The organism is Streptomyces sp. NPDC002926 (assembly GCF_053591755.1).
In genome coordinates, this window is sequence record NZ_JBSFUK010000003.1 from 518252 (window position 1) to 538596 (window position 20345).

General features: G+C 69.5%; 20 protein-coding genes. 8 read left to right on the top strand and 12 right to left on the bottom strand.

The features are described 5' to 3' along the window. Position 1 precedes the first annotated feature (1 nt). The 5 genes from ACWDZ6_RS08810 to ACWDZ6_RS08830 all read left to right on the top strand — a co-directional run bounded on the left by ACWDZ6_RS08810 (position 2) and on the right by ACWDZ6_RS08830 (position 5144). On the top strand, positions 2–1342 hold the full coding sequence (locus ACWDZ6_RS08810; protein WP_451502287.1) for a sulfate adenylyltransferase subunit 1: 1341 nt from the start codon (positions 2–4) through the stop codon (positions 1340–1342). Between the two features lie 218 nt (positions 1343–1560). Beyond that, a complete protein-coding gene (locus ACWDZ6_RS08815) occupies positions 1561–2679 on the top strand; it encodes an ABC transporter substrate-binding protein (protein ID WP_451502288.1) in 1119 nt (372 codons plus the stop codon). Between the two features lie 34 nt (positions 2680–2713). Beyond that, the gene (locus ACWDZ6_RS08820) at positions 2714–3505 is read left to right on the top strand and encodes an ABC transporter ATP-binding protein (protein WP_451502289.1); all 792 of its coding nucleotides are present in this window, start codon (positions 2714–2716) and stop codon (positions 3503–3505) included. Beyond that, positions 3492–4391, top strand: a complete 900-nt coding sequence (locus tag ACWDZ6_RS08825; protein ID WP_451502290.1) for an ABC transporter permease — start codon at positions 3492–3494, stop codon at positions 4389–4391. The genes ACWDZ6_RS08820 and ACWDZ6_RS08825 overlap by 14 nt, the downstream gene beginning before the upstream one ends. 6 nt (positions 4392–4397) lie before the next feature. After that, a complete protein-coding gene (locus ACWDZ6_RS08830; RefSeq protein ID WP_366731765.1) occupies positions 4398–5144 on the top strand; it encodes a sirohydrochlorin chelatase in 747 nt (248 codons plus the stop codon). Between the two features lie 40 nt (positions 5145–5184). Here the strand turns inward: ACWDZ6_RS08830 and ACWDZ6_RS08835 are convergent, their stop codons facing one another. The 4 genes from ACWDZ6_RS08835 to ACWDZ6_RS08850 form a co-directional block, all read right to left on the bottom strand. Next, on the bottom strand, positions 5185–5766 hold the full coding sequence (locus ACWDZ6_RS08835; RefSeq protein WP_451502291.1) for a TIGR03086 family metal-binding protein: 582 nt from the start codon (positions 5764–5766) through the stop codon (positions 5185–5187). 190 nt (positions 5767–5956) lie between these two features. Further along, positions 5957–6196 (bottom strand): hypothetical protein, encoded by a 240-nt coding sequence (locus ACWDZ6_RS08840; protein ID WP_366731767.1) that lies wholly within the window; start codon positions 6194–6196, stop codon positions 5957–5959. Beyond that, the gene (locus tag ACWDZ6_RS08845) at positions 6183–6434 is read right to left on the bottom strand and encodes a DUF6400 family protein (RefSeq protein ID WP_366731768.1); all 252 of its coding nucleotides are present in this window, start codon (positions 6432–6434) and stop codon (positions 6183–6185) included. The genes ACWDZ6_RS08840 and ACWDZ6_RS08845 overlap by 14 nt, the downstream gene beginning before the upstream one ends. Positions 6435–6638: 204 nt before the next feature. Beyond that, complete coding sequence (locus ACWDZ6_RS08850; RefSeq protein ID WP_451502292.1) at positions 6639–7646, bottom strand: ketopantoate reductase family protein; 1008 nt, start codon at positions 7644–7646, stop codon at positions 6639–6641. A 36-nt stretch (positions 7647–7682) separates the two neighbouring features. On the opposite strand from ACWDZ6_RS08850, the gene ACWDZ6_RS08855 reads away from it, so the two are divergent. Beyond that, positions 7683–8534: an aldo/keto reductase gene (locus ACWDZ6_RS08855; RefSeq protein ID WP_451502293.1), complete on the top strand. Its 852-nt coding sequence runs from the start codon at positions 7683–7685 to the stop codon at positions 8532–8534. 54 nt (positions 8535–8588) lie between these two features. On the opposite strand, the gene ACWDZ6_RS08860 is transcribed toward ACWDZ6_RS08855, so the two are convergent. The 3 genes from ACWDZ6_RS08860 to ACWDZ6_RS08870 form a co-directional block, all read right to left on the bottom strand. After that, positions 8589–8951 (bottom strand): nuclear transport factor 2 family protein, encoded by a 363-nt coding sequence (locus ACWDZ6_RS08860; RefSeq protein WP_451502294.1) that lies wholly within the window; start codon positions 8949–8951, stop codon positions 8589–8591. After that, positions 8944–9489 carry a DUF1697 domain-containing protein gene (locus tag ACWDZ6_RS08865; protein WP_451502295.1) on the bottom strand — a complete coding sequence of 182 codons (546 nt, stop codon included), beginning with the start codon at positions 9487–9489 and terminating at the stop codon, positions 8944–8946. The genes ACWDZ6_RS08860 and ACWDZ6_RS08865 overlap by 8 nt, the downstream gene beginning before the upstream one ends. A gap of 77 nt (positions 9490–9566) precedes the next feature. Next, positions 9567–10766, bottom strand: a complete 1200-nt coding sequence (locus ACWDZ6_RS08870) for a S8 family peptidase (protein ID WP_451502296.1) — start codon at positions 10764–10766, stop codon at positions 9567–9569. Between the two features lie 367 nt (positions 10767–11133). Here ACWDZ6_RS08870 and ACWDZ6_RS08875 point away from each other — a divergent pair, with 367 nt between their 5' ends. Beyond that, on the top strand, positions 11134–13422 hold the full coding sequence (locus ACWDZ6_RS08875) for an MMPL family transporter (protein WP_451502297.1): 2289 nt from the start codon (positions 11134–11136) through the stop codon (positions 13420–13422). Between the two features lie 430 nt (positions 13423–13852). Here the strand turns inward: ACWDZ6_RS08875 and ACWDZ6_RS08880 are convergent, their stop codons facing one another. From ACWDZ6_RS08880 to ACWDZ6_RS08890, 3 genes are read right to left on the bottom strand one after another with little or no spacing between them, the layout of a single operon-like run. Beyond that, entirely contained in the window at positions 13853–15142 is a 1290-nt protein-coding gene (locus ACWDZ6_RS08880) for an extracellular solute-binding protein (RefSeq protein ID WP_451502298.1), read from the bottom strand. Continuing rightward, positions 15142–15984 carry a carbohydrate ABC transporter permease gene (locus ACWDZ6_RS08885; protein ID WP_451502299.1) on the bottom strand — a complete coding sequence of 281 codons (843 nt, stop codon included), beginning with the start codon at positions 15982–15984 and terminating at the stop codon, positions 15142–15144. Before ACWDZ6_RS08885 ends, ACWDZ6_RS08880 begins: the two co-directional genes overlap by 1 nt. Further along, a complete protein-coding gene (locus ACWDZ6_RS08890; protein WP_451502300.1) occupies positions 15981–16916 on the bottom strand; it encodes a carbohydrate ABC transporter permease in 936 nt (311 codons plus the stop codon). The genes ACWDZ6_RS08885 and ACWDZ6_RS08890 overlap by 4 nt, the downstream gene beginning before the upstream one ends. Positions 16917–17058: 142 nt before the next feature. On the opposite strand from ACWDZ6_RS08890, the gene ACWDZ6_RS08895 reads away from it, so the two are divergent. Continuing rightward, positions 17059–17910, top strand: coding sequence for a phosphotransferase enzyme family protein (locus ACWDZ6_RS08895; RefSeq protein ID WP_451502301.1), 852 nt, complete (start codon positions 17059–17061; stop codon positions 17908–17910). 209 nt (positions 17911–18119) lie between these two features. On the opposite strand, the gene ACWDZ6_RS08900 is transcribed toward ACWDZ6_RS08895, so the two are convergent. Together ACWDZ6_RS08900 and ACWDZ6_RS08905 are read right to left on the bottom strand one after the other, a co-directional pair. Further along, entirely contained in the window at positions 18120–18842 is a 723-nt protein-coding gene (locus ACWDZ6_RS08900) for an exonuclease domain-containing protein (RefSeq protein ID WP_451502302.1), read from the bottom strand. Between the two features lie 74 nt (positions 18843–18916). Next, the gene (locus ACWDZ6_RS08905; protein ID WP_389180515.1) at positions 18917–20149 is read right to left on the bottom strand and encodes an SAV2148 family HEPN domain-containing protein; all 1233 of its coding nucleotides are present in this window, start codon (positions 20147–20149) and stop codon (positions 18917–18919) included. Positions 20150–20345 lie beyond the last annotated feature (196 nt).

Consider the following 20345-nt stretch of genomic DNA (forward strand, 5'->3'; position numbering starts at 1 on the left):
CATGACCACCACAACCGGGCAACTCGCCGGGATCTCAGCCACCACCCTGCTGCGCTTCGCCACCGCCGGCTCCGTCGACGACGGCAAGTCGACCCTGGTGGGGCGGCTGCTGCACGACTCCAAGTCGGTTCTCACCGACCAGCTGGAGGCCGTCGAGCACGCTTCGCGTTCGCGCGGCCAGGAGACGCCCGACCTGGCGCTGCTCACCGACGGTCTGCGGGCCGAGCGGGAGCAGGGCATCACCATCGATGTCGCCTACCGCTACTTCGCCACGGCACGGCGGCGGTTCATCCTCGCCGACACTCCGGGGCATGTGCAGTACACCCGGAACATGGTCACCGGCGCGTCCACGGCCGAGCTCGCGGTGGTACTGGTCGACGCGCGCAACGGTGTCGTCGAGCAGACCCGCCGCCATGCCGCCGTCGCCGCCCTGCTGCGCGTCCCGCATGTCGTCCTCGCGGTCAACAAGATGGACCTCGTCGACTACGCCGAGCCCGTCTTCGCCGCGATCGCCGAGGAGTTCACCTCGTACGCCGCATCCCTCGGCGTACCCGAGATCACCGCGATCCCGATCTCGGCGCTCACGGGCGACAACGTCGTGGAGCCCAGCGCCAACATGGACTGGTACGGCGGTCCGACCGTCCTGGAACACCTGGAGACGGTCCCGGTCAGCCACGATCTGACCAGCTGCCATGCCCGGCTCCCGGTGCAGTACGTGATCCGTCCGCAGACCGCCGAGCACCCCGACTACCGGGGTTATGCGGGCCAGATCGCCGCCGGCACGTTCCGGGTCGGCGAGCAGGTGACCGTGCTGCCGTCGGGCCGCACCTCGAAGATCGCCGGGATCGATCTGCTCGGCGAATCGGTGGACATCGCCTGGACCCCGCACTCCATCACCCTCCTGCTGGAGGACGACATCGACGTCTCGCGCGGCGATCTGATCGTGCCGAGCGGTGACGCGCCCGCGACCACGCAGGACATCGAGGCGACGGTCTGCCATGTCGCGGACCAGCCGCTCACCGTCGGCCAGCGGGTGCTGCTCAAGCACACCACCCGAACGGTCAAGGCGATCGTCAAGGAGATCCCCTCGCGGCTGACCCTCGATGACCTCTCACAGCACCCGAACCCCGGTCAGCTGGTCGCCAATGACATCGGCCAGGTCAGGGTCCGTACCGCCGAGCCGCTCGCGCTCGACTCGTACGCGGACTCCCGCCGCACCGGGTCGTTCCTGCTGATCGACCCCGCGGACGGCACCACGCTGGCGGCCGGCATGGCGGGCGACTCCTTCGCCACCGGCGTCGAGGTCGCGCAGGAGGCCGACGACGAGGGGTGGGACTTCTGATGACCACCGACTTCTACGCGACGTTCGCGAAGGAGGGCGGCCGCGTCGGCAGCGGTGCCCTCGGCGCGGGAACGGGCGGGGTGGCGCGATGTGCGCACTGACGTACGCGCACTGCCTGCGCGCCCTCACCCCCCGCACCCCGCACCGCCGAAGACCGCCGACATCCCGGCCGCGTCCCACGTGACGTAAGAACCGGGCCTCCGAGAGGACCACCTCCCGTGCCTGCCACCCGTACGACCCTGCGCCGCAGCCTCGCCGCTGCCGCCGCCCTCCCGCTGCTGGCCGTGGCGCTCACCGCCTGCGGCTACGGCTCCGAGGCCAAGAAGGACGACAACGCGGCCCCGGCCGCGAAGGCCGACGGCAAGAAGCTCTCCGCCGACGAAGTGAAGATCGGCTACTTCGCCAACGTCACTCACGCCACGGCCCTGGTCGGTCTGGGCAGGAACGGCCTGATCCAGAAGGAGCTCGGCGGCACGACCGTCAAGCCCTCCGTCTTCAACGCCGGCCCCGCCGAGATCGAGGCGCTCAACTCCGGTGCCATCGACATCGGCTGGATCGGTCCGTCGCCGTCGATCAACGGCTACACCAAGTCCAAGGGCAAGAGCCTGCGTATCATCTCCGGCTCCGCCTCCGGTGGTGTCTCGCTCGTCGTCAACCCGAAGAAGATCAAGTCTCTGGACGATCTCAAGGGCAAGAAGATCGCGACGCCGCAGCTCGGCAACACCCAGGACGTGGCGCTCCTCAACTACCTGGCCGAGAAGGGCTACAAGGTCGACGCGACGTCCGGCAAGGGCGACGTGTCCGTCTCGCGTACGGACAACAAGGTGACCCCGGTCGCCTTCAAGTCGGGCGACATCGACGGCGCCTGGGTCCCCGAGCCCACCGCTTCCAAGCTGGTTGCCGAGGGCGGCAAGGTCCTGCTCGACGAGAAGACACTCTGGCCGGACAAGAAGTTCGTCATCACGAACGTGATCGTCTCCCAGAAATTCCTCAAGGAGCACCCGGACGTCGTCGAGGCCGTGCTGCGCGGCTCGGTGAACACCAACGCGTGGATCAAGGCGAACCCCGAGGACGCCAAGAAGGCTGTCAACGCCGCGCTGGAGAAGGAGACGGGCAAGGCGCTGCCGCCCGAGGTCATCGACCCCGCGTTCAAGAACGTCGACATCCTCAACGACCCGCTCGCGACCACGCTGCGTACCGAGGCCGACCACGCGGTCAAGGCCGGGCTGCTCAAGGAACCGGCCCTCGACAGCATCTACGACCTGCGCCTGCTCAACAAGGTGCTGAAGGCTGCCGGACAGCCCGAGGTCGCCGACGCCGGTCTCGGCGCCAAGTAAGCAAGCAACGGATCGCTCTCAGGAGGTGACGCTCATGTCCAGCACGCTCACCAAGGCCGCCGACGAAGAAACCGCGGCGTCATACGCAGCGCGTATCGCCCATGTCTCCAAGTCCTTCGGCCGTCCGGGCGCCCAGCAGCTCGTTCTGGACGACATCAACATCGATGTCGCGCCGGGCGAGTTCGTCACCCTCCTGGGGGCTTCCGGTTGCGGAAAGTCGACTCTGCTCAATCTCGTCGCTGGGCTCGACCGGCCGTCCGCCGGGGAGATCGACGTCCCCGGCGGCCGGCCGGCCCTGATGTTCCAGGAGCATGCGCTGTTCCCCTGGCTCACCGCGGGGAAGAACATCGAGCTCGCGCTGAAGATGCGCGGTCTGCCGAAGTCCGAGCGACGGACCGAGGCCGAACGGCTGCTGGAGCTCGTACGCCTCAAGGGTGCGTACGGCAAGCGGGTGCACGAGCTCTCCGGCGGCATGCGCCAGCGAGTGGCCATGGCCCGCGCCATCGCGCAGGCGAGCCAGCTGCTGCTGATGGACGAGCCGTTCGCGGCGCTGGACGCCATCACCCGCGACGTTCTGCATGACGAACTGACCCGCATCTGGCGGGAGACGAACCTGTCCGTCCTCTTTGTCACCCACAACGTGCGGGAGGCCGTCCGGCTCGCGGAGCGGGTCGTCCTGCTCTCGTCCCGCCCGGGCCGCATCGCCCGCGAGTGGGAGGTCGGCATCCCGCATCCCCGCCGGATCGAGGATTCGGCGGTCGCCGACCTCTCCGTCGAGATCACTGAACAGCTCCGGGGGGAGATCCGCCGACATGGCCAGCACTGACATCAAGCAACAGCCGACCGATAACGGACCCGACCAGCTCGCCGGTCTGGAGGCGGGGCTCGACGCCCTGGACACCCGGACCACACAGCGTGTGCCGTTGGGCAAGACACTGCTGGCCAAGGCCGTACCGCCGATCGCGGCCATCGCGATCGTGCTGATGGCCTGGCAGCTCGCCTACCACTTCGAGGTGAAGGAGCACTACCTGCTCCCGAGCCCGGCGGACGTGGGCCGCACGCTCCAGGACAAGTGGCTCGACGGCACGCTCCTCGGCTTTGTGTGGACGAGCCTCTCGCGCGGCGCCCTCGGCTTCCTCATCTCTGTCGCGGTCGGCACGCCGCTGGGGCTGATAGTGGCCCGGGTGAAGGTCGTACGCGCCGCGATCGGACCGATCCTGTCCGGACTGCAGTCACTGCCGTCCGTCGCCTGGGTGCCTGCCGCGATCATCTGGTTCGGCCTGACCGACGCCACCATCTACACCGTCGTTCTGCTCGGCGCCGTGCCGTCGATCGCCAACGGCCTGGTCTCGGGCGTCGACCAGATCCCGCCGCTGTACCTCCGGGCGGGACGCGTCATCGGTGCGACCGGGCTGCAGGGCGTACGCCATGTGCTGCTGCCCGCCGCGCTGCCGGGGTACATCGCCGGCCTCAAGCAGGGCTGGGCGTTCTCCTGGCGCTCGCTGATGGCGGCCGAACTCATCGTCAACGCCGCCGATCTGGGCGTGGGCCTCGGTCAGTTGCTGGAACAGGGCCGCGAGCTTCAGGACATGTCCTGGGTCCTCAGCGCGATCCTGCTGATCCTCGTCGTCGGTATCGGTATCGAACTGCTCCTCTTCGCCCCTCTGGAGCGTCGCGTGCTGCGCAGCCGCGGTCTCCTCGTCAGGAACTGAGTCCCGATGCGCAGCCCCGTCCTCCTCGTCATCGCCCACGGCAGCCGCGACCCGCGGCATGCGGCGACCGTGCACGCCCTGGTGGAGCGTGCCAGGTCGCTGCGGCCGGGGCTGCGCGTGGAGACGGGCTTCCTGGACTTCAACGCCCCTTCCGTGCCACGGGTGCTGGAGCGTCTCGCCGCGGACGGCGTGGAGGACGTGGTCGCGCTTCCGCTGCTGCTGACACGCGCCTTCCACGCCAAGGCCGACATCCCCGCCGTACTGCACGAGGCCTCGGCACGGCTGCCGCGGCTGCGGATCCGTCAGGCCGAGGTGCTCGGTCCGTCGCCGCTGCTGCTCTCCGCCCTCGAAAAGCGGTTGTACGAGGCCGGGGTCGACCCGTCCCAGAAAGGCTCGACGGGGCTGGTCCTGGCCTCGGCGGGCTCCACAGACCCGGAGGCGATCGCAGTGATCGCAGACATAGCGCGGGAGCTGCGGCACACCGGTTGGTGCGCCGTGCGGCCTGCGTTCGCCTCCGCATCCCTTCCGCGCACCGAGGAGGCGGTACGGGCGCTCCGGGAGGAGGGCGTACGGCGGGTGGCGGTGGCTCCGTATGTCATCGCTCCGGGCTTTCTCCCGGACCGCATCGCCCGCGGGGCCGAGGAGGCGGACGTGATCGCCGATGTCCTGGGCGCCGCGCCGGAGCTGGCGAGGCTGTTGCTCCGGCGCTACGAAGAGGCGCGGGTCGACCGGCCGCTGGCGAACACCGCCTGAGCGTGCCGCCCCGGCCCTCGACCGCCGGACCTGTCGGACATCAAGCCCACCGCGGGTCCCGTCCGCTGTCGGCCAGGGCCCGGTCGAAGGCCGGGACCCCGTCCGGCAGCGGCACCGGGTCGGCGAAGCCGTCGTACTGGCGGTAGAGCTCGGCGTGCTCGTCGACAACGGTCAGGATCAGCGCCGCGGCAGCGTCCGAGATCCGGTGCTCCTGCCCGGTCGCGCAGGCCAGGTCCCAGCCGTGGACGGCCAGTTCCTTGGTGATCAGGGAGGCGATCGCGGGCGCGGGCATCGCGGCGGACCCGAGGTCCACCTCGCCCTCCCAGACCGCCGGATCGGACCAGGCGGCGACGGCGCGGTCCAGCTGAGCGGCGTACTGCTCCGCCCAGTCGGCATCGGTGGTGAAGTCGCGGTCGGTGAGCTCCTCGGGGAGTTGCTTGCGCAGGGCGCGGTGCTCGAGGCCGTGGGAGGAGTAGAGGACGAGATGGTTGACCAGTCCGCGGACGTCCCACTCCTTGCAGGGCGTGGGTGCGGACAGCTGGTCGGCGCTGACGCCACGGGCGATCCGGGCGGCTTCGGCGGCGCATTCCGTCAGGTGCGGGTACACGGTGTTCTTGTCCATGCCCCGCACGCTAGGTCCGCGTGCGCAGCAGGGTCTTGAAGAAACACGACGCCCCGGAGCCGGCGCTTCAGCCGCTCGGCCGGTGTGACGCGGCGCGCGTTCGACCGCTCACCCGCGGTCGCCGCCCGACGCCGGCGGCCGAGCACTCGGGCTCACCTGCGGGCTGCGGGCTGCCTGCTGCTGAACGTCCCTACGACGGGCCGCACGAACCGCGCGATCCGGCGCCGAATCCGGTCTCATGGGCCCACACATGGGCGCAGTTGGAACACTGCAGATGCAGCAGGCTGCCCTCGTTGGACAGCAGATAGCGCCAGTGCTGGGGGCAGGTGCGTCCGGCCAGGCAGACGGCGCAGTCCTCGTGGTCGGCGCATGCAGGGCAGCGCGTCCAGGCGCGGCGTCCGGCGTCAGCCGTCGGATCAAGCGGCAGCATGGCCATCGCTCTCCCCTCCCGGAAGGACACCGGCCGCCACAAGCTCGGCGTAGATCTTCTGCTGCCGGTCGTCGAGGTTCGAGTACAGCAGGCGGTACGCCTCCTGCTCGCCCTCCAGAACGGCCACCGGGTCCCAGTCGTCTCCGAGCGCCGCCAGCACCGCAGCGCGCCGCGTGACCTCTTGGACGGTCAGGTCCATCTCGAACGCGAAGTGGTCCGGATCCTGGTCGTTGATCATGCTGTGCTTCTCTCGCCGGGTCGATGGCCGAACCCGTCGTGTCTATCAAGGGGGTGCGAACCGAGGAAGCGTCAGCTCATAGGGGCCGTCACGGCATGAAACGGACCGTCGACCCACTGAAGCATCCGACTCCACATACAGGAACAAAAGCCGCAAGACGGCCCACGCCGTGTGAGAGACTCCACACCTCGTTCGCCGCTTGAATCACTCGGCCGCTTCGGCGTCGACGATCGCGGTCAGCTCGGCGACGGACATCGATCCGGCGGCCCTGCCTTCGCGGGCGAAGCTGTTGGCGACGCGCTGCAGCGTGTCGTTCACCGGCGTGGGTACGCCGTGGACACGGCCGACCAGGGCGATCTCACCGTTGAGGTAATCGGCCTCGATCGTGCCCGTACCGCGGTTGAGGCTCTGCCAGGACGAGCCGCCTCCGCGCTTGGAGCCGTCCAGCGGGTCGAAACGGATCTTGTCGCCCCTGAAATCCTTCTGCTCCGCCTCGCTCACCACCTCGATACCCGCGGCCGCGAGCACCGCGCGGGCCTCCGCCGTCGCACGCTTGGCGAGCCGCACGCCGTCCTCGTCGGCGATCACTCCGGTGGCGGCCTCCACAGCATTGGCGACATTGTTGGTGAGCTTCGCGTACTTCCAGCGCATGACGTCCGGGACGACCGGTGCGAGCAGCCTGGACTTCTCCAGGTCGGCGGAGATGAGCAGCGCGGTCTCGTCGGTTCCTGACGGATAGCGGCCCAGGTGCAGGATGCCGGTCATGGGAGCACAGGTGGCCGAGACCGAACCCGGCTCGAGGTAGGTGGCGGGAAGGTAGACGCACATGCCGTACACACGGCGGAAGCGGCGCAGCGCGAGACGCTCGCTCTCCACGCCGTTCTGCGCGCAGACCAGCGGCAGCAGTTCGCCTGCCGTACCGCCGCCGGCGACGGGCTGCGCGGCCCAGTCCTCCAGGGCGGCCGTGCCGTCCTGTGTCTTCACCGCGAGGAACAGGACGTCGTCCGGGCGCAGTTCGAGGGCGTCCGGCCGGTCCACGACGGGCAGCAGGTGCGTGCTGGTCCCCTCTGCCGTGGTGAGCCGCAGTCCCTTCGCGCGCAGCGCCTCGAAGTGCGTGCCGCGTGCCACGAGGACCACCTCGTGCCCCGCCTCGGCCAGCCGCCCGCCGACAGTGCCGCCAATCGCCCCTGCCCCGATGATGATGTAGCGCATACGCACGAGACTCGCACAGTTGGGTACGGTCCAGCCATGATCCTGGAGACTTTCCGGCTCGGCGGGGAGCTGACCGTACGCCGGCTCGGCTACGGCACCGCTCAGCTCGCCGGCCGGGGGTACTGGGGGCCGCGCGGTGACCGCGCGGACGCCCTCGCGGTGCTGCGGCGGGCGGTCGAACGGGGCGTCACCCTCATCGACACCGCCGACAACTACGGCCCGCACCTTGCCGAGGAACTGATCGCCGAGGCCCTGTACCCGTATCCGGCCGACCTGGTCGTCGCGACAAAGGGCGGGGTGGTGCGTACGAGCGACAGTGCCTGGCACATCGAGGGACGGCCCGAGCAGTTGCGCGCGATGTGCGAGGCGAGTCTGCGCAGGCTGCGTACGGAGACGATCGGCCTGTACCAGCTGCACCGGCTCGACCCGGAGGTTCCCCTCGCCGAACAGCTGGGCACGCTCGGGGCGTTGAGGCGTGAGGGCAAGATCAGGCACATCGGTCTGGACACGGTCACCGCCGGTCAGCTGAGAAGAGCGCTGGACATCGCGCCTATCGCCTCGGTGCAGAACCGCTTCAATCTCATCGACCGGGAGTCGGAGGCGGTGCTCGAGGTGTGCGAGGCGAACGGTCTCGCTTTCCTGCCGTGGTTCCCACTCGCCAATGGAGCCCTGACCGGCGAGGCCGCCGCCGCGCTCGACACGGTCGCCGCGCGCCATGGCGCGAGCAAAGGCCAGATCGCCCTCGCCTGGCTGCTGCACCGCTCCCCGGTGCTGTGTCCGACGCCGGGCACCGGATCCATCGCGCATCTGGAGGAGAACCTTGACGCGGCCGCCATCCGGCTCACGGAGGCGGATCTGACGGCACTTCACCGACCGGCGCTGCACTGACCGGCCCTTCGGTCACCGGTCGGGCGGCTTCGGCCTACGACGGTGGTCGCGTCCTCACTGAACTCGCGTGCCCTGGTGGAAGTAGAGCAGCCACTTGCCACTGGTCAGGCGCCACAGCGAACTGCGGTGGGCGCGGTGGGCGCCCGACTGGGTGGTGAACGTCAGATGCACCACGTCCGGCGCGAGCTGCACACCCTTCATCTGCGAGGTGGTGATGGGCCGCGGCGCCGGCACGTCCCGCGCCATGAGGGTGGCGAGGATCGACGCCCGGTCCCAGAGCCGGCCCGAAGTGCCGAACTCCTGGTAATCCGGGTGGAACAGCTCGGCAAGCAGTTGGGGCGAGGAACGCACGATCGGGTCGAGAAGGCGCAATTCCGCTTCCATGGCGCCATTGACGGCCTCGGTGGGATCAGCCACGGGTCAGCTCCACCAGTTTGACGACGGTGTTCCAGTTACGGCTGGTAGCGACGATGCCCTTGAACAGACTCGGCTTCGCGAGCGCCTCGGCCAGCTTGGAGCGGCCGAGGCCGTTCGGCACGTACAGATAGAGCACCCGGTCGCCGAGCCGGAACTCCTCCGGCAGATAGGCCGATACATCGATCGAGGCGAGCCGCTCGGGGCCGACGCGCTCCGAGAAGTAGGTGGCATGCAGTTGCCTGCCCTCGAGCGAGGCCGCGGGGAAGGGGCACGCGTCGACGACCTCCTTCAGATACGTACCGCTGCGCACCAGGCAGTCGACGCCGAAGCCGAAGCGCTTCTCGACGGCTCGCTCCAGTGAGGCGCCCAGTGCCATCTCGTCGTCCGAGTCGCTGGTGAAGACGGCGTTGCCGCTCTGCAGATACGTGGCGACGTCACCGTGACCCAGCTCCGCGAGCAGTTCACGCAGATCCGCCATGGGCACCCTCTTGTGCCCGCCCACATTGATCCCACGCAGCAGGGCCGCATACCTCGTCATCGCCACACAATAGGACGGCCGCCGCGCCCCGTGGGGGAGGGCACGGCGACCGCCGGTTCAGCGTTGGGGTCCGTCGGCTACTCGACGACCTTCAGCAGCTTGTTGGGCGTGCCCGCGCTGGGGTTGGAGATCTTGTCGGGCGTGGCGCCGTCGGTCAGGGCCTTGGCGACCTGATCCGGGGTGGCGTCCTGGTGACCGCCGAGGTAGACCGCCGCGGCGCCGACCACGTGCGGGGTCGCCATCGAGGTACCGGAGATGGTCTTCGTACCCTCGTCGCTGTCGTTCCACGCAGAGGTGATGTCCGAGCCCGGGGCGTAGATGTCCACGCTGCCACCGAAGTTGGAGAACTCCGACTGCTTGTCCTCCTTGGTGGAGGAGGCGACGGTGATCGCTTCCTTGACGCGCGCCGGGGAGCCCTGGCTCGCGTCGGAGGACTCGTTGCCGGCCGCGACGGCGAAGGTGACGCCGGAGGCGATCGCCTTGCGGACGGCCTCGTCGAGCGCCTCGTCGGCGCCGCCGCCGAGGCTCATGTTGGCGACGGACGGGCCCTTGTGGTTCTTGGTGACCCAGTCGATACCCGCGACGACCTGCTCCGTCGTACCGGAGCCCTGGTCGTCGAGGACACGGACGGCGACGATCTTCGCCTTCTTGGCGACTCCGTACGTGGCGCCGGCGATGGTGCCGGCGACATGGGTGCCGTGGCCGTTGCCGTCATCGGCCGAGTTGTCGTTGTCCACGGCGTCGAAGCCGTGGGTGGCACGACCCCCGAAGTCCTTGTGGGTGATACGGACTCCGGTGTCGACGACGTACGCCGTCACGCCCTCGCCCGCGCTGTCGGGGTAGGTGTACTTCTTGTCGCCGGCCGTGTCGGCCTGGTCGATCCGGTCGAGGCCCCAGGACGGAGGATTGTCCTGGGTCGCGTTGATCGAGAACTTCTTGTTCTGGACGACCTTGGCGACGGACGGGTCGGCGGCGAGGCGCTTGGCCTCGGTCTCCGTAAGACCGCTCGCGGAGAAGCCGTTGATGGCGGAGCTGTAGTTACGCTGCAGCTTGCCGCCGTACTCGTTGGCCAGGTCCTGCTTGTCGGCCTTCTTGTCCAGCATCACGATGTAGCTGCCGTCGATCGCGCCTGCGGCATTCGCGCCGTAGATGGTGCCCTGTGGGGAGGGCGCCGCTCCGGCGAACGAGGTGGTGAGTACGGTCACTCCGGCTGCGGCAGCCACGGCGGTTATCGCCGCGGTGAGCTTGATCCTGCTCGCGCGCTTGTGAGTTGCCATGAAGAGGGATCTCCTCGTCAACATTTGTGGGGGGATTGCCCGCCGGACGGAAAATCTCCGGGGGCTGGCTCGAAACCCTGACCGATTGACGCGCGCAGATCAAGACCTTCATACAGCTGTGACTTACTCAACAAGGTTTCGTAATAATGAATCGGCCAGGGCCGAACAAGTCGGACTTCACCCCCAACCGCCTTTGCGTGTAAGGGGCTTCGATCCTCCTTGTCGGGGATCCGACCGGTCCGCAAGGAGGAGAGAACCACCCCGCCGGGTCACCGGCGAGCAGGAGGAGACGGCCTGAATGTGCCCATAGCTTCTAAGCGGAGACAACGGCGAGGCGCCGACGTCATTTCGAGGGGGCAGGACCGTCATGGGGAAAGCAGGAAGAGGTCCGCGCGGAATCGCCGCGCGAGCCGGCGGCTGGAGCGCGCGACACCGCTGGGCGGCAGTGGGAATCTGGGTGTTGTTCGTCGTTCTCGCCATGGCGGCCGGCTCGGCCGCGGGCCGGGTCGAACTCAAGGACAGCGATCAGCTGAAGGGCGAGACCACCCAGGCGGCCCGGATCGCGGAGGACGCGGGAGTCGAAGAGCCGGCCGGTGAGACCGTGCTCGTCCAGGCGAAGGACACGGCGGCGAGGGCGACCGACCCCGAGTTCCGTACAGCCGTCGCCGCGGTGATCAAGGCGGTCGGCGGCACGGGTGAAGTGACCGGGGTGACGTCGCCGTACGACACCAAGAGCATTTCGAAGGACGGGCGCAGCGCGCTCGTGCAGTTCGATGTGCGCGGGGACCCGGAAACCGCGAGCGACCGGATCGAGCCGGTCCTCAATGCCGTAGCCAAGGTCCAGGCCTCCCACAAGGAGCTGCGGATCGAGGAGATCGGCGGCGCGAGTATGCGCAAGACCTTCGACGAGGCCTTCGGCGACGACTTCCAGCAGGCGGAGCTCTCGGCGGTGCCGGTCGCGCTCGGCATTCTGCTGATCGCCTTCGGCGCTCTGGTGGCCGCCCTGCTGCCGGTAGCTCTGGCCATCACCGCGATCATGGCGACGATGGGGCTGATGGGAGTCGCCAGCCATTTCCAGCCGATGAGCGATTCCGCGAACTCCGTGATGCTGCTGGTGGGTCTGGCGGTCGGCGTCGACTACTGCCTCTTCTATCTGCGGCGTGAGCGCGAGGAGCGGGCGGCGGGGCGCGACGCTGCCACGGCGATGCAGATCGCGGCGGCGACCAGCGGACGGGCCGTCATCGTCTCCGGCGTGACGGTCTGTGTGGCCATGGCCGGCATGCTCTTCACCGGGATCGGCGAGTTCGAGTCGATGGGGCTCGCCTCGCTGATCGTGGTGGCTGTGGCGATGGCCGGTTCGGTGACGGTGCTGCCCGCGCTGCTGTCGCTGCTCGGCGAGCGGGTGGAGAAGGGGCGCGTGCCCTTCCTGAACCGCGGGAAGCGCGGCGCGAACGGAGCGGGTGGCGCGGAGAGCCGGGTGTGGGGCCGGGTGCTCGGGGGTGTCCTGAAACGGCCCCTGGTGTCGCTGCTCGTGGCGGCGGGCGCGCTGGTCGCGATCGCCCTGCCCGCCATGGGTATGAAGACCCAGAACTTCACGCTGGACCAGGAGTTCGGCAACTCGGTGCCGATCGTCGGGACGTACGAGCGGATCAACGAAGCGTTCCCGGGCGGGGCGGACCCGGCGGAGGTCATCGTCAAGGCGGACGACATCAACGCCGCCCCGGTACGCAAGGCGATCGCCGACTTCCGTAGGAGCGCGGTCGCTTCGGGCGCCTCCGAGGGCCCGGTCACGGTGGTGACGCACGATGCCCAGAACCTCGCGTTCGTATACGTACCGCTGGTGGGCGGCTCCGACCAGGACAAGGCGGAGAAGAGCCTGGACATCCTGCGGGACACGGTCCGGCCGGCCACGCTCGGCAAGGTCGACGGCCTCCAGGCGCCGATCAGCGGCCAGGTCGCGGGCTCGAAGGACTTCAACGATCAGCTCACCGGGGCGGTGGCACCCGTCTTCGCCTTCGTCGTGGTGTTCGCCTTCGTGCTGATGCTGCTGTCGTTCAGGTCGCTGACGATCGCGATCACCTCGATCGTCCTCAACCTGCTGTCGGTGGGCGCGGCGTACGGCATCCTGACGGCCGTCTTCCAGCACGGCTGGGGCGCGGGGCTGGTCGGCGCGGAGGGCGTGGGCGCGATCATCGCCTGGCTGCCGCTGTTCCTCTTCGTGATCCTGTTCGGACTCTCGATGGACTACCACGTGTTCGTGGTGTCGCGGATCCGCGAGGCGAAGGTGCAGGGACGCGACACGCGGGACGCGATTACGCATGGCGTCGTGACGACGGCGGGGGTGGTGACGAGCGCGGCGGTCATCATGGTGGCGGTGTTCGCCATCTTCGGCACGCTGTCGATGCAGTCGATGAAGCAGATGGGTGTGGGCCTTGCGGCGGCGGTGCTGATCGACGCGACGATCATCCGCGGGGTGCTGCTTCCGGCGATCATGGCGCTGTTGGGTGAGCGGAACTGGTACTTCCCGAAGTGGCTGCGGTGGCTGCCGGATCTGACGCACGACGAGTCGACGGTGGCGGAGGCCGGGGTGAGGGAGCCGCGGGTGAGGGAGCCGCGCCACGACGACGACGGCCGACCGGAACCGGCCCGGGTCTGAGGCGGGTTGATGTCCCCGCGGCCCGGGAGCCATGCGCTCCCGGGCCGCGGGGGCCGGGGTGCGTGGGCGGCCCCTGGTCTCGGAGGTGCGGGTTCCCTGCCGGGTGCGTGGGCGTGCCTGGCGCCGGGTGCGGGGTCCTTGCGGGTCCCTTGCCGGGTACGGGGCTTGGGTGCGGGTCCCTTGCCGGGTACGGGGCTTGGGGGCTTGGGTGTCCGGTCTTGGGCCGGTGGCCGTCCGGGGTCCGCTCCGGGGCTCGTGTCCGGGACTGCCTTCCTCACCGCGCTTCGCGCGAGTTGCGACGCTTTACGTCCCGGACACGACCCCTGCGCGTCCCCCTGCCCGGAGGCAAGGGCGGGCCCCCTCGGGTGGCTGCACTCGGTGGTGTGGGGCCGCGAAGGGGCGGGGGAACAACAGACCCGCGCCGCGGGCGTCAGCGCTGGTAGCGGGACAGGACCAGGTTGCCGTCATCGACCAGGCGTTCCTCCAGCTCCGCCGCGTCGATCGCGCCGCTGTAGTACTCCTGCAGCGCCGGAGTCGCCACCTTGTCCTTCCACTCCGGGTAGCCACGCACCGACTGGGCCGGCGCCGAGCGCAGATCCCGCGCGAGTGCGGCGCCTGTCGACCAGCCCGCCTCATCGGTGTGCAGGGCCGGGTCCGCCAGCGCCTTCGAACCCGTCGGCAGCATCCAGTCGCCCTTCGCCAACCGCACCATGTTCCGCGGCTGGAGCATGAAGTCGATGAACCGCGCCGCTTCCTTCTTGTGCGGGGCGTCCTCCGCGACGGAGAGAGTCTGCGGGCTCACGCCCTGGGCCGGGCCCTCGGGGCCCGCCGGGGCGGGAAGCACCGTCCACTCGAAACCCTTGGGCGCCTGCTGGACAATCTGCTGACGGTACGAGAAGCCCAGCGGGACCATCGCGTACTTGCCGCCGAAGAAGCCGGGCAGCGTGTCCGAGCCGCCCATGCCGAGCGTGGTGCGGGAGGCGCTCTTGTCGGTGTTGACCTGATCGTGCACGGTGCCGGGCACCACGCCGTCGCCATCGGTGAACCTGATCGTGACCTTCCCGTCGTCGCCGCGGTGGAAGAGCTGCCCGCCCGCGGAGAGACCGAGGTTGAGGGTGACGGAGACCGGCTCCTTGAGCGGCCAGGCGACACCGTACTTTCCCTCCCCCATCTCCTGAGTGAGCGTCTTGGTGACCTGGCGGAACTCCTCCCAACTCCACGGCTTCCCGGCCGTCGGAACACGCACCCCCGAGGAGTCGAGGATCTTCTTGTTGGCGATGAGAACGCGCGGCTCCTGGAGGAATGGCACGCCGTAGACCCCCTTGCCGAAGGTCGCCGACTCCCAGCTCTGCCGTGGGATGTCCGCCGTGAGGCGTTCCGGCAGCAGCCCACTCAGATCGGCGAGGTAGCCGCCGTACGCGAAGTCGGCGAGGTCGTCGGAGGCGTCATGGATGATGTCCGGCGCCTCGCCGCCCTCGAAGGAGGTCAGCAACTGGTCATGGACGCTGTCCCAGCTGCCCTGGACATACTCGACCCGGATGTCGGGGTGGCTCGCGTTCCACTCCTTCACCAGCTCCTTGTTGGCTTCCACGGACTCCTGCTGCCAGGCCAGTGACTGGAAGCGGAGCGTGATCCTTCCGCTGTCGGCTCCGCTGCCGTCGGCCGAGCAGCCGGTCAGCAGCAGCGCGCACACAGCGGCAGCGGCCGCGAGTCTCCGCATCAGCTCTTCACCGCCCCGGTCAGCATCCCGCCCGTGATCCGCTTCTGGATGATCGCGAAGATGACGAGCGAGGGAATCGTCGCGAGGAACGCGGCAGCGGCCAGCGGCCCGAGATCAGCGACGCCCTCCGCGCCGAGGAAGTGCGTGAGGACGACCGGCAAGGTCTGTGTCTGCGGGGTCTTGAGCAGGACGAGCGCGAAGAAGAACTCGTTCCACGCGGTGATGAAGGCGAACAGGGCGGTGGCCACGATGCCGGGGGCGAGCAGCGGGGCGGTGACCGAGACGAGCGTGCGGAGCCTGCCCGCGCCGTCGACGGACGCCGCCTCCTCCAGTTCGCGGGGCACGGCCCGTACATATCCACCCAGCATCCAGAGCGCGAACGGCAGCGACCAGACGACGTACACCATGATCAGACCGGACAGCGTGTTGATCAGATGCAGGTTCTTCAGGATCAGGAACAGCGGAATGATCACCAGTACGAATGGGAACGCCTGGCTGACCACCACCCAGCCGGTGGCCGCGGCGGAGAGCTTGTTGCGGTTGCGGGCCATGACGTAAGCCATCGGCGTCGCGATCACGACGGCGATGAGCGCGGCGGACAGAGCCACGATCAGGCTGTTGCCGGCGGCCCGGAGGAGCGGCTGCTCGTCGAAGGCCTGCCGGAAGTTGTCCAGGGTGGGGTCGTCCGGAATCCAGGTGGGGTGCAGCGAGCCCAGTTCGCGCGGCGGTTTGAAGGCGGTGGAGATCAGCCACAGGAAGGGGAACGCGAGGAAGACGAGGTAGCAGAGGAGCGCCACGTACTGCCCTGCGCGGCCGGATCTGCTGGTGCGTGGCGTCGTCACTGCTCCTCCCCTCCCGTGAGCCGTCCTACGAGGTAGAACGCGAGCATCACCGATATCACCGCGACCATGACGCAGCCCATGGCGGCCGCGTAGCCGAACTGGCCGTAGCGGAAGGCCTCTTCGTAGGCGAAGAGCATGGGGAGGCGGGTACGGCCGCCGGGGCCGCCGTTGGTGAGGACGTACACCAGGGCGAAGGAATTGAAGTTCCAGATGAAGTTGAGCGCGGTGATGGCGAGCGCGACGGGCTTGAGAGCAGGCCAGGTGACGGTGCGGAACCGGCGCCACGCGCCGGCGCCGTCGAGCGCGGCGGCCTCGTGGAGCTCGCGCGGGGTGTTCTGGAGTCCGGCGAGAAGCGCGACGGCGGTCTGCGGCATGCCCGCCCAGATCCCGACGACGATCACGGCGGGAAGGGCGGTGGCGAGTCCGGTCAGCCAGTCGCGTCCGTCTCCGAGTCCGAGGTCACGGATGGTCTCGTTCAGGATGCCCGCGTCGGGGTTGTAGACGAGCCGCCACATGATCCCGACGACGACTTCGGGCATGGCCCAGGGGACGATCGCGAGGGCGCGCGCCAGCCAGCGGAAGCGCAGGTTCTGGTTGAGCAGGAGAGCGAGGCCGAGCGCGAGCAGGAACTGCGGGAGCGTCACGCCGATCGCCCAGAGCAGGCCGATCCTGAACGAGTCCCAGAAGAGCGTGTCGTGGAGCAGGTCCTGGAAGTTCAGCGTCCCGATCCACTCGGTGGGCTGGGTGCGGCCCGCCTGGGAGTCGGTGAAGGCAAGCGATATGCCGTAGAGCAGCGGCCCGACGCTCAGCACCAGAATCGGGATCAGGGCAGGCAGTACGAGGAACCAGGCCCCGTGGTCCGGCTGCTTCCCGGACCACGGATGCCGGGACCGCGCCTTGCCGGGCCGCGAGGTTGCGGTCGCCAATGTCACGGATTCGACTCCTTCGGGCGGCCCGTCCCGGTCCGGCCGCCCAGGCGGCTTCCGTCATCGTGCTGACGGTCCGTCGGTTCGTCAACCCCACCTGCGTGGATGCGAGACTTTGGCGGATTCGCGCAAGCGGTGGGAGAGATACATGGACGAGACACGAGCACGCGCCGTGCTGGCGGCTGCGGGGCTTCCTGCCGATGCGACGCTGCTCGCGCTCGGCGAGAACGCGGTGTTCGGGGCGGGCGAGGTGGTCGTCAAGGTCGGCCGGGACGCGGAGCTGCTCGCGCGGGCGGAGCGTGAACTCTCCGTCGCCGCCTGGCTGTCGGAGGCGGGGGTGCCTGCCGTGCGGGCGGCCGAGCCGAAGCCGCGGCTGGTGACGGGCCATCCGGTGACGGTGTGGCACCGGCTGCCGGATGCGGTACGCCCGGCTGAGCCGGCGGATCTGGCGGATCTGCTGCGCCGGATCCACGCGCTCGACTCGCCGTCCTTCTCCCTTCCGCGGCGGGACCTGCTCGGGGGCGTCGAGCGCTGGCTGCGTCTCGCGGGCGAGGCGATCGACCCGGCCGACGCGGCCTATCTGCGCGAGCGCCGCGACGGTTTCGCCGAGGCGGCGTCCGCGCTCACCCCGCATCTGCCGCCGGGCCCGATCCACGGCGACGCACTCCCCCGCAACGTCCATGTGGGCCCGGACGGCCCGGTCCTGGTGGACCTGGAGACGTTTTCCTCGGACCTCCGCGAGCATGATCTGGTGGTCATGGCGTTGTCCCTCAACCGCTACGGACTGGCGCCCGAGGCTTATACGTCGTTCACCGAGACATACGGCTGGGACGTCCGCGAGTGGCCCGGCTGCGCGGTCCTGCGCGGCGCCCGCGAAACGGCAAGCTGCGCCTGGGTGGCGCAGCACGCGCCGACGAACCCGGCGGCGCGGCAGGAGTTCGCCTGCCGGGTCGCGTCACTGCGTGAGGGGGCGGAGAGGGTCCGCTGGCACACGTTCTGACGGGGCGCGGGCGACGCCTGCGGCGGGGCTTGTCCCCCGCCCCGCCCCTTCCCCCAACCAAAGAGCTTGGCCCACCCGAACGCGCTTCGCGTGTGTCCTCAATCGCCGGACGGGCTTGATTCTCAAGCCTCGTCGGCGATTGAAGCGCCGGGTCCGGGGAGGAGCCCCGACTTACGGGAAGGGGCGGCCAAGGGACAAAGAGCCCTGGCTCAGCCCGCCGTCGGCACGAGTTCCCGCAGGGGCCAGGACGCGTCCACCACCGCGTCCGCGCTGCCCTTCTCCCGCAGGAAGCGCTGGAAGTCCGTCGCCCAGTCCGCGTACCACCCGATCTGGCGCTCATGCAGCTCCGCCGGAGTCAGCGCCGCCACCGGGCCGTGCCGTTCGGCTATCGCGCGGGCCACTCGCACCGCCGCGAGTGCGTCCGCGGACGCATCGTGGGCCGCGTCCAGGACCACGCCGTACTCGACGCAGACCGCCTCCAGAGTGCGCTTGCCCTTGCGGTAGCGGTCGACCGCCCGGTCGATGGTGTACGGGTCGATCACCGGTCCGATCGGGCGGCCCGAAAGACGGTCCGTCAGGGAGGGCAGATCGTGGCGCCGCAACTCCGCCGTCAGCAGCGTCAGGTCGAATGCCGCGTTGTACGCGACGACCGGCACCCCCCGCCCCCAGTATCCCGTCAGGGTCTGTGCGATCTCGTCCGCCACCTCGCGTGCCGGGCGGCCATCCGCCGTGGCCCGCTCACTGCTGATGCCGTGGATCGCCGACGCCTGCGCCGGGATGCGGATGCCCGGATCCGCCAGCCAGCCCCGGCTCCGGACCGGCTCCCCCGGCCGGACACCAACGATCGCCGCCGTCACGATCCGTGCCTCCAGCGGCTCCGTACCCGTCGTCTCCAGATCGAAGCCGACCAGCGGTTCCCCGTGCCAAGCCATCGTGACCCTCCTTCGTCGTGCGGTGGTGCGTTCTCCCCCGGTGGGTTTTCACCCTCCCACGTGCCACTGACAACTCAGGAGACCGGACGCGAATCCGCCCATACGGACTCGAACTCCTCGCGGTATGTCTGGAAAAGGCCATTCTCGCCGTCATGTCCTGCGCGGACCACCGCGCGCCCGCCGCCCCGCAGCACCAGCACCGGCGCCTCCATCCCCCGCGCCCGGCGCAGATAGGACTGGATGACGGCCAGGCCGTCCGGGCCATCGCCGTCGACCAGGTACGCGGTGAAGCGCGGCGTCTCGTCGAAGACCTGGATCTCGAAAGCGCCCGGGTCGCGGAGGCGCGAGCGCACTCGGCGCATATGGAGAATGTTCATCTCCACCGTGCGGCTCAACTCGCCTTTCCTCAGGCCCAGTTCGCGTTCGCGGCGCTTGACCGCACTGCTCGCCGGGTTCAGGAAGAGGAGCCGGACCCGGCAGCCGGATTCGGCGAGCCGGACCAGCCGGCGGCCGGAGAAGTTCTGGACCAGGAGGTTCAGGCCTATCCCGATCGCGTCGAGGCGCCGCGCACCGCCGAAGAGGTCTTCGGCGGGGAGCTGGCGCTGCAGCCGGACCCGGTCCGGGTGGACGGAGACCACATCCGCGTAACGGTCGCCGACGAGTTCCTCGACCGCGTCGACCGGGAGACGGTCGGCCGAGGGCACACCCGCGCCACTGCCGAGTATCTCCAGGAGCCGGGCGGAGGCACGCTCGGCCTGGGCGAGCACCGCCTCGTTCAGCGCGCGGTTGCGGGAGACGACGTTCCGCGCGACCTCCAGCTCGTCCAGCGCCAGCTCGACATCGCGCCGGTCGTCGAAGTACGGCTCGAAACACGGCCAGTGCTGGACCATCAGCTCCCGCAGCTGCGGGAGGGTCAGGAAGGACAGGACATTGTCGTCCGCCGGGTCCAGCAGATAGCCCTTGCGGCGCGAGACCTCCCGTACGGCGACGGCGCGCTGCACCCACTCCTGCCCCGCGGGCCCCGCCGCGGCCACCACCCAGTCGTCGCCGTGTACCGGTTCGTAGATGGGGCGCAGCACCGCCGCCACCACGGCCCGCAGCCGCTGCTCCACCAGGTTCAGCCAAATGTAGGCCCGCCCGGCGCGTTGGGCGCGCGTACGCACCTCGCTCCAGGCGTCCGCGCCCCAGTCCAGTTCCGCCCCGATCTCCATCGGCCGTGCGAGGGAAACCGCTCCGGGCGGCGCGTCGGCGGAGTCCCCCTCATGACCAGCGTCACCTGGGGGTAGCTCCAGCCCTCCCGAGCTCACCCGCGCACCCCTCTTCCTTCCCCCTTCAACGATCAAGGAAGACTACTCCGCCAGTGGGACACGGTGCAGCCGGAACGGCAGTGTCCTTTCCCAACTCCCTTTCCATATCCGGCCCTTCTGCCTGGCGAGATCTGCCGGAGTGAGCGGATTCATAGCGGTTGCGTCACCGGGTCGCGCGAGGAACCCGATGTTGACC

Bases quoted from the DNA above. Each gene is read 5' to 3' on its own strand.
- ACWDZ6_RS08810 (WP_451502287.1), top strand. From the start codon at position 2: ATGACCACCACAACCGGGCAACTCGCCGGGATCTCAGCCACCACCCTG.
- ACWDZ6_RS08820 (WP_451502289.1), top strand. From the start codon at position 2,714: ATGTCCAGCACGCTCACCAAGGCCGCCGACGAAGAAACCGCGGCGTCA.
- ACWDZ6_RS08825 (WP_451502290.1), top strand. From the start codon at position 3,492: ATGGCCAGCACTGACATCAAGCAACAGCCGACCGATAACGGACCCGAC.
- ACWDZ6_RS08830 (WP_366731765.1), top strand. From the start codon at position 4,398: ATGCGCAGCCCCGTCCTCCTCGTCATCGCCCACGGCAGCCGCGACCCG.
- ACWDZ6_RS08835 (WP_451502291.1), bottom strand. From the start codon at position 5,766: ATGGACAAGAACACCGTGTACCCGCACCTGACGGAATGCGCCGCCGAA.
- ACWDZ6_RS08840 (WP_366731767.1), bottom strand. From the start codon at position 6,196: ATGCTGCCGCTTGATCCGACGGCTGACGCCGGACGCCGCGCCTGGACG.
- ACWDZ6_RS08845 (WP_366731768.1), bottom strand. From the start codon at position 6,434: ATGATCAACGACCAGGATCCGGACCACTTCGCGTTCGAGATGGACCTG.
- ACWDZ6_RS08850 (WP_451502292.1), bottom strand. From the start codon at position 7,646: ATGCGCTACATCATCATCGGGGCAGGGGCGATTGGCGGCACTGTCGGC.
- ACWDZ6_RS08855 (WP_451502293.1), top strand. From the start codon at position 7,683: ATGATCCTGGAGACTTTCCGGCTCGGCGGGGAGCTGACCGTACGCCGG.
- ACWDZ6_RS08865 (WP_451502295.1), bottom strand. From the start codon at position 9,489: ATGACGAGGTATGCGGCCCTGCTGCGTGGGATCAATGTGGGCGGGCAC.
- ACWDZ6_RS08870 (WP_451502296.1), bottom strand. From the start codon at position 10,766: ATGGCAACTCACAAGCGCGCGAGCAGGATCAAGCTCACCGCGGCGATA.
- ACWDZ6_RS08875 (WP_451502297.1), top strand. From the start codon at position 11,134: ATGGGGAAAGCAGGAAGAGGTCCGCGCGGAATCGCCGCGCGAGCCGGC.
- ACWDZ6_RS08880 (WP_451502298.1), bottom strand. From the start codon at position 15,142: ATGCGGAGACTCGCGGCCGCTGCCGCTGTGTGCGCGCTGCTGCTGACC.
- ACWDZ6_RS08895 (WP_451502301.1), top strand. From the start codon at position 17,059: ATGGACGAGACACGAGCACGCGCCGTGCTGGCGGCTGCGGGGCTTCCT.
- ACWDZ6_RS08900 (WP_451502302.1), bottom strand. From the start codon at position 18,842: ATGGCTTGGCACGGGGAACCGCTGGTCGGCTTCGATCTGGAGACGACG.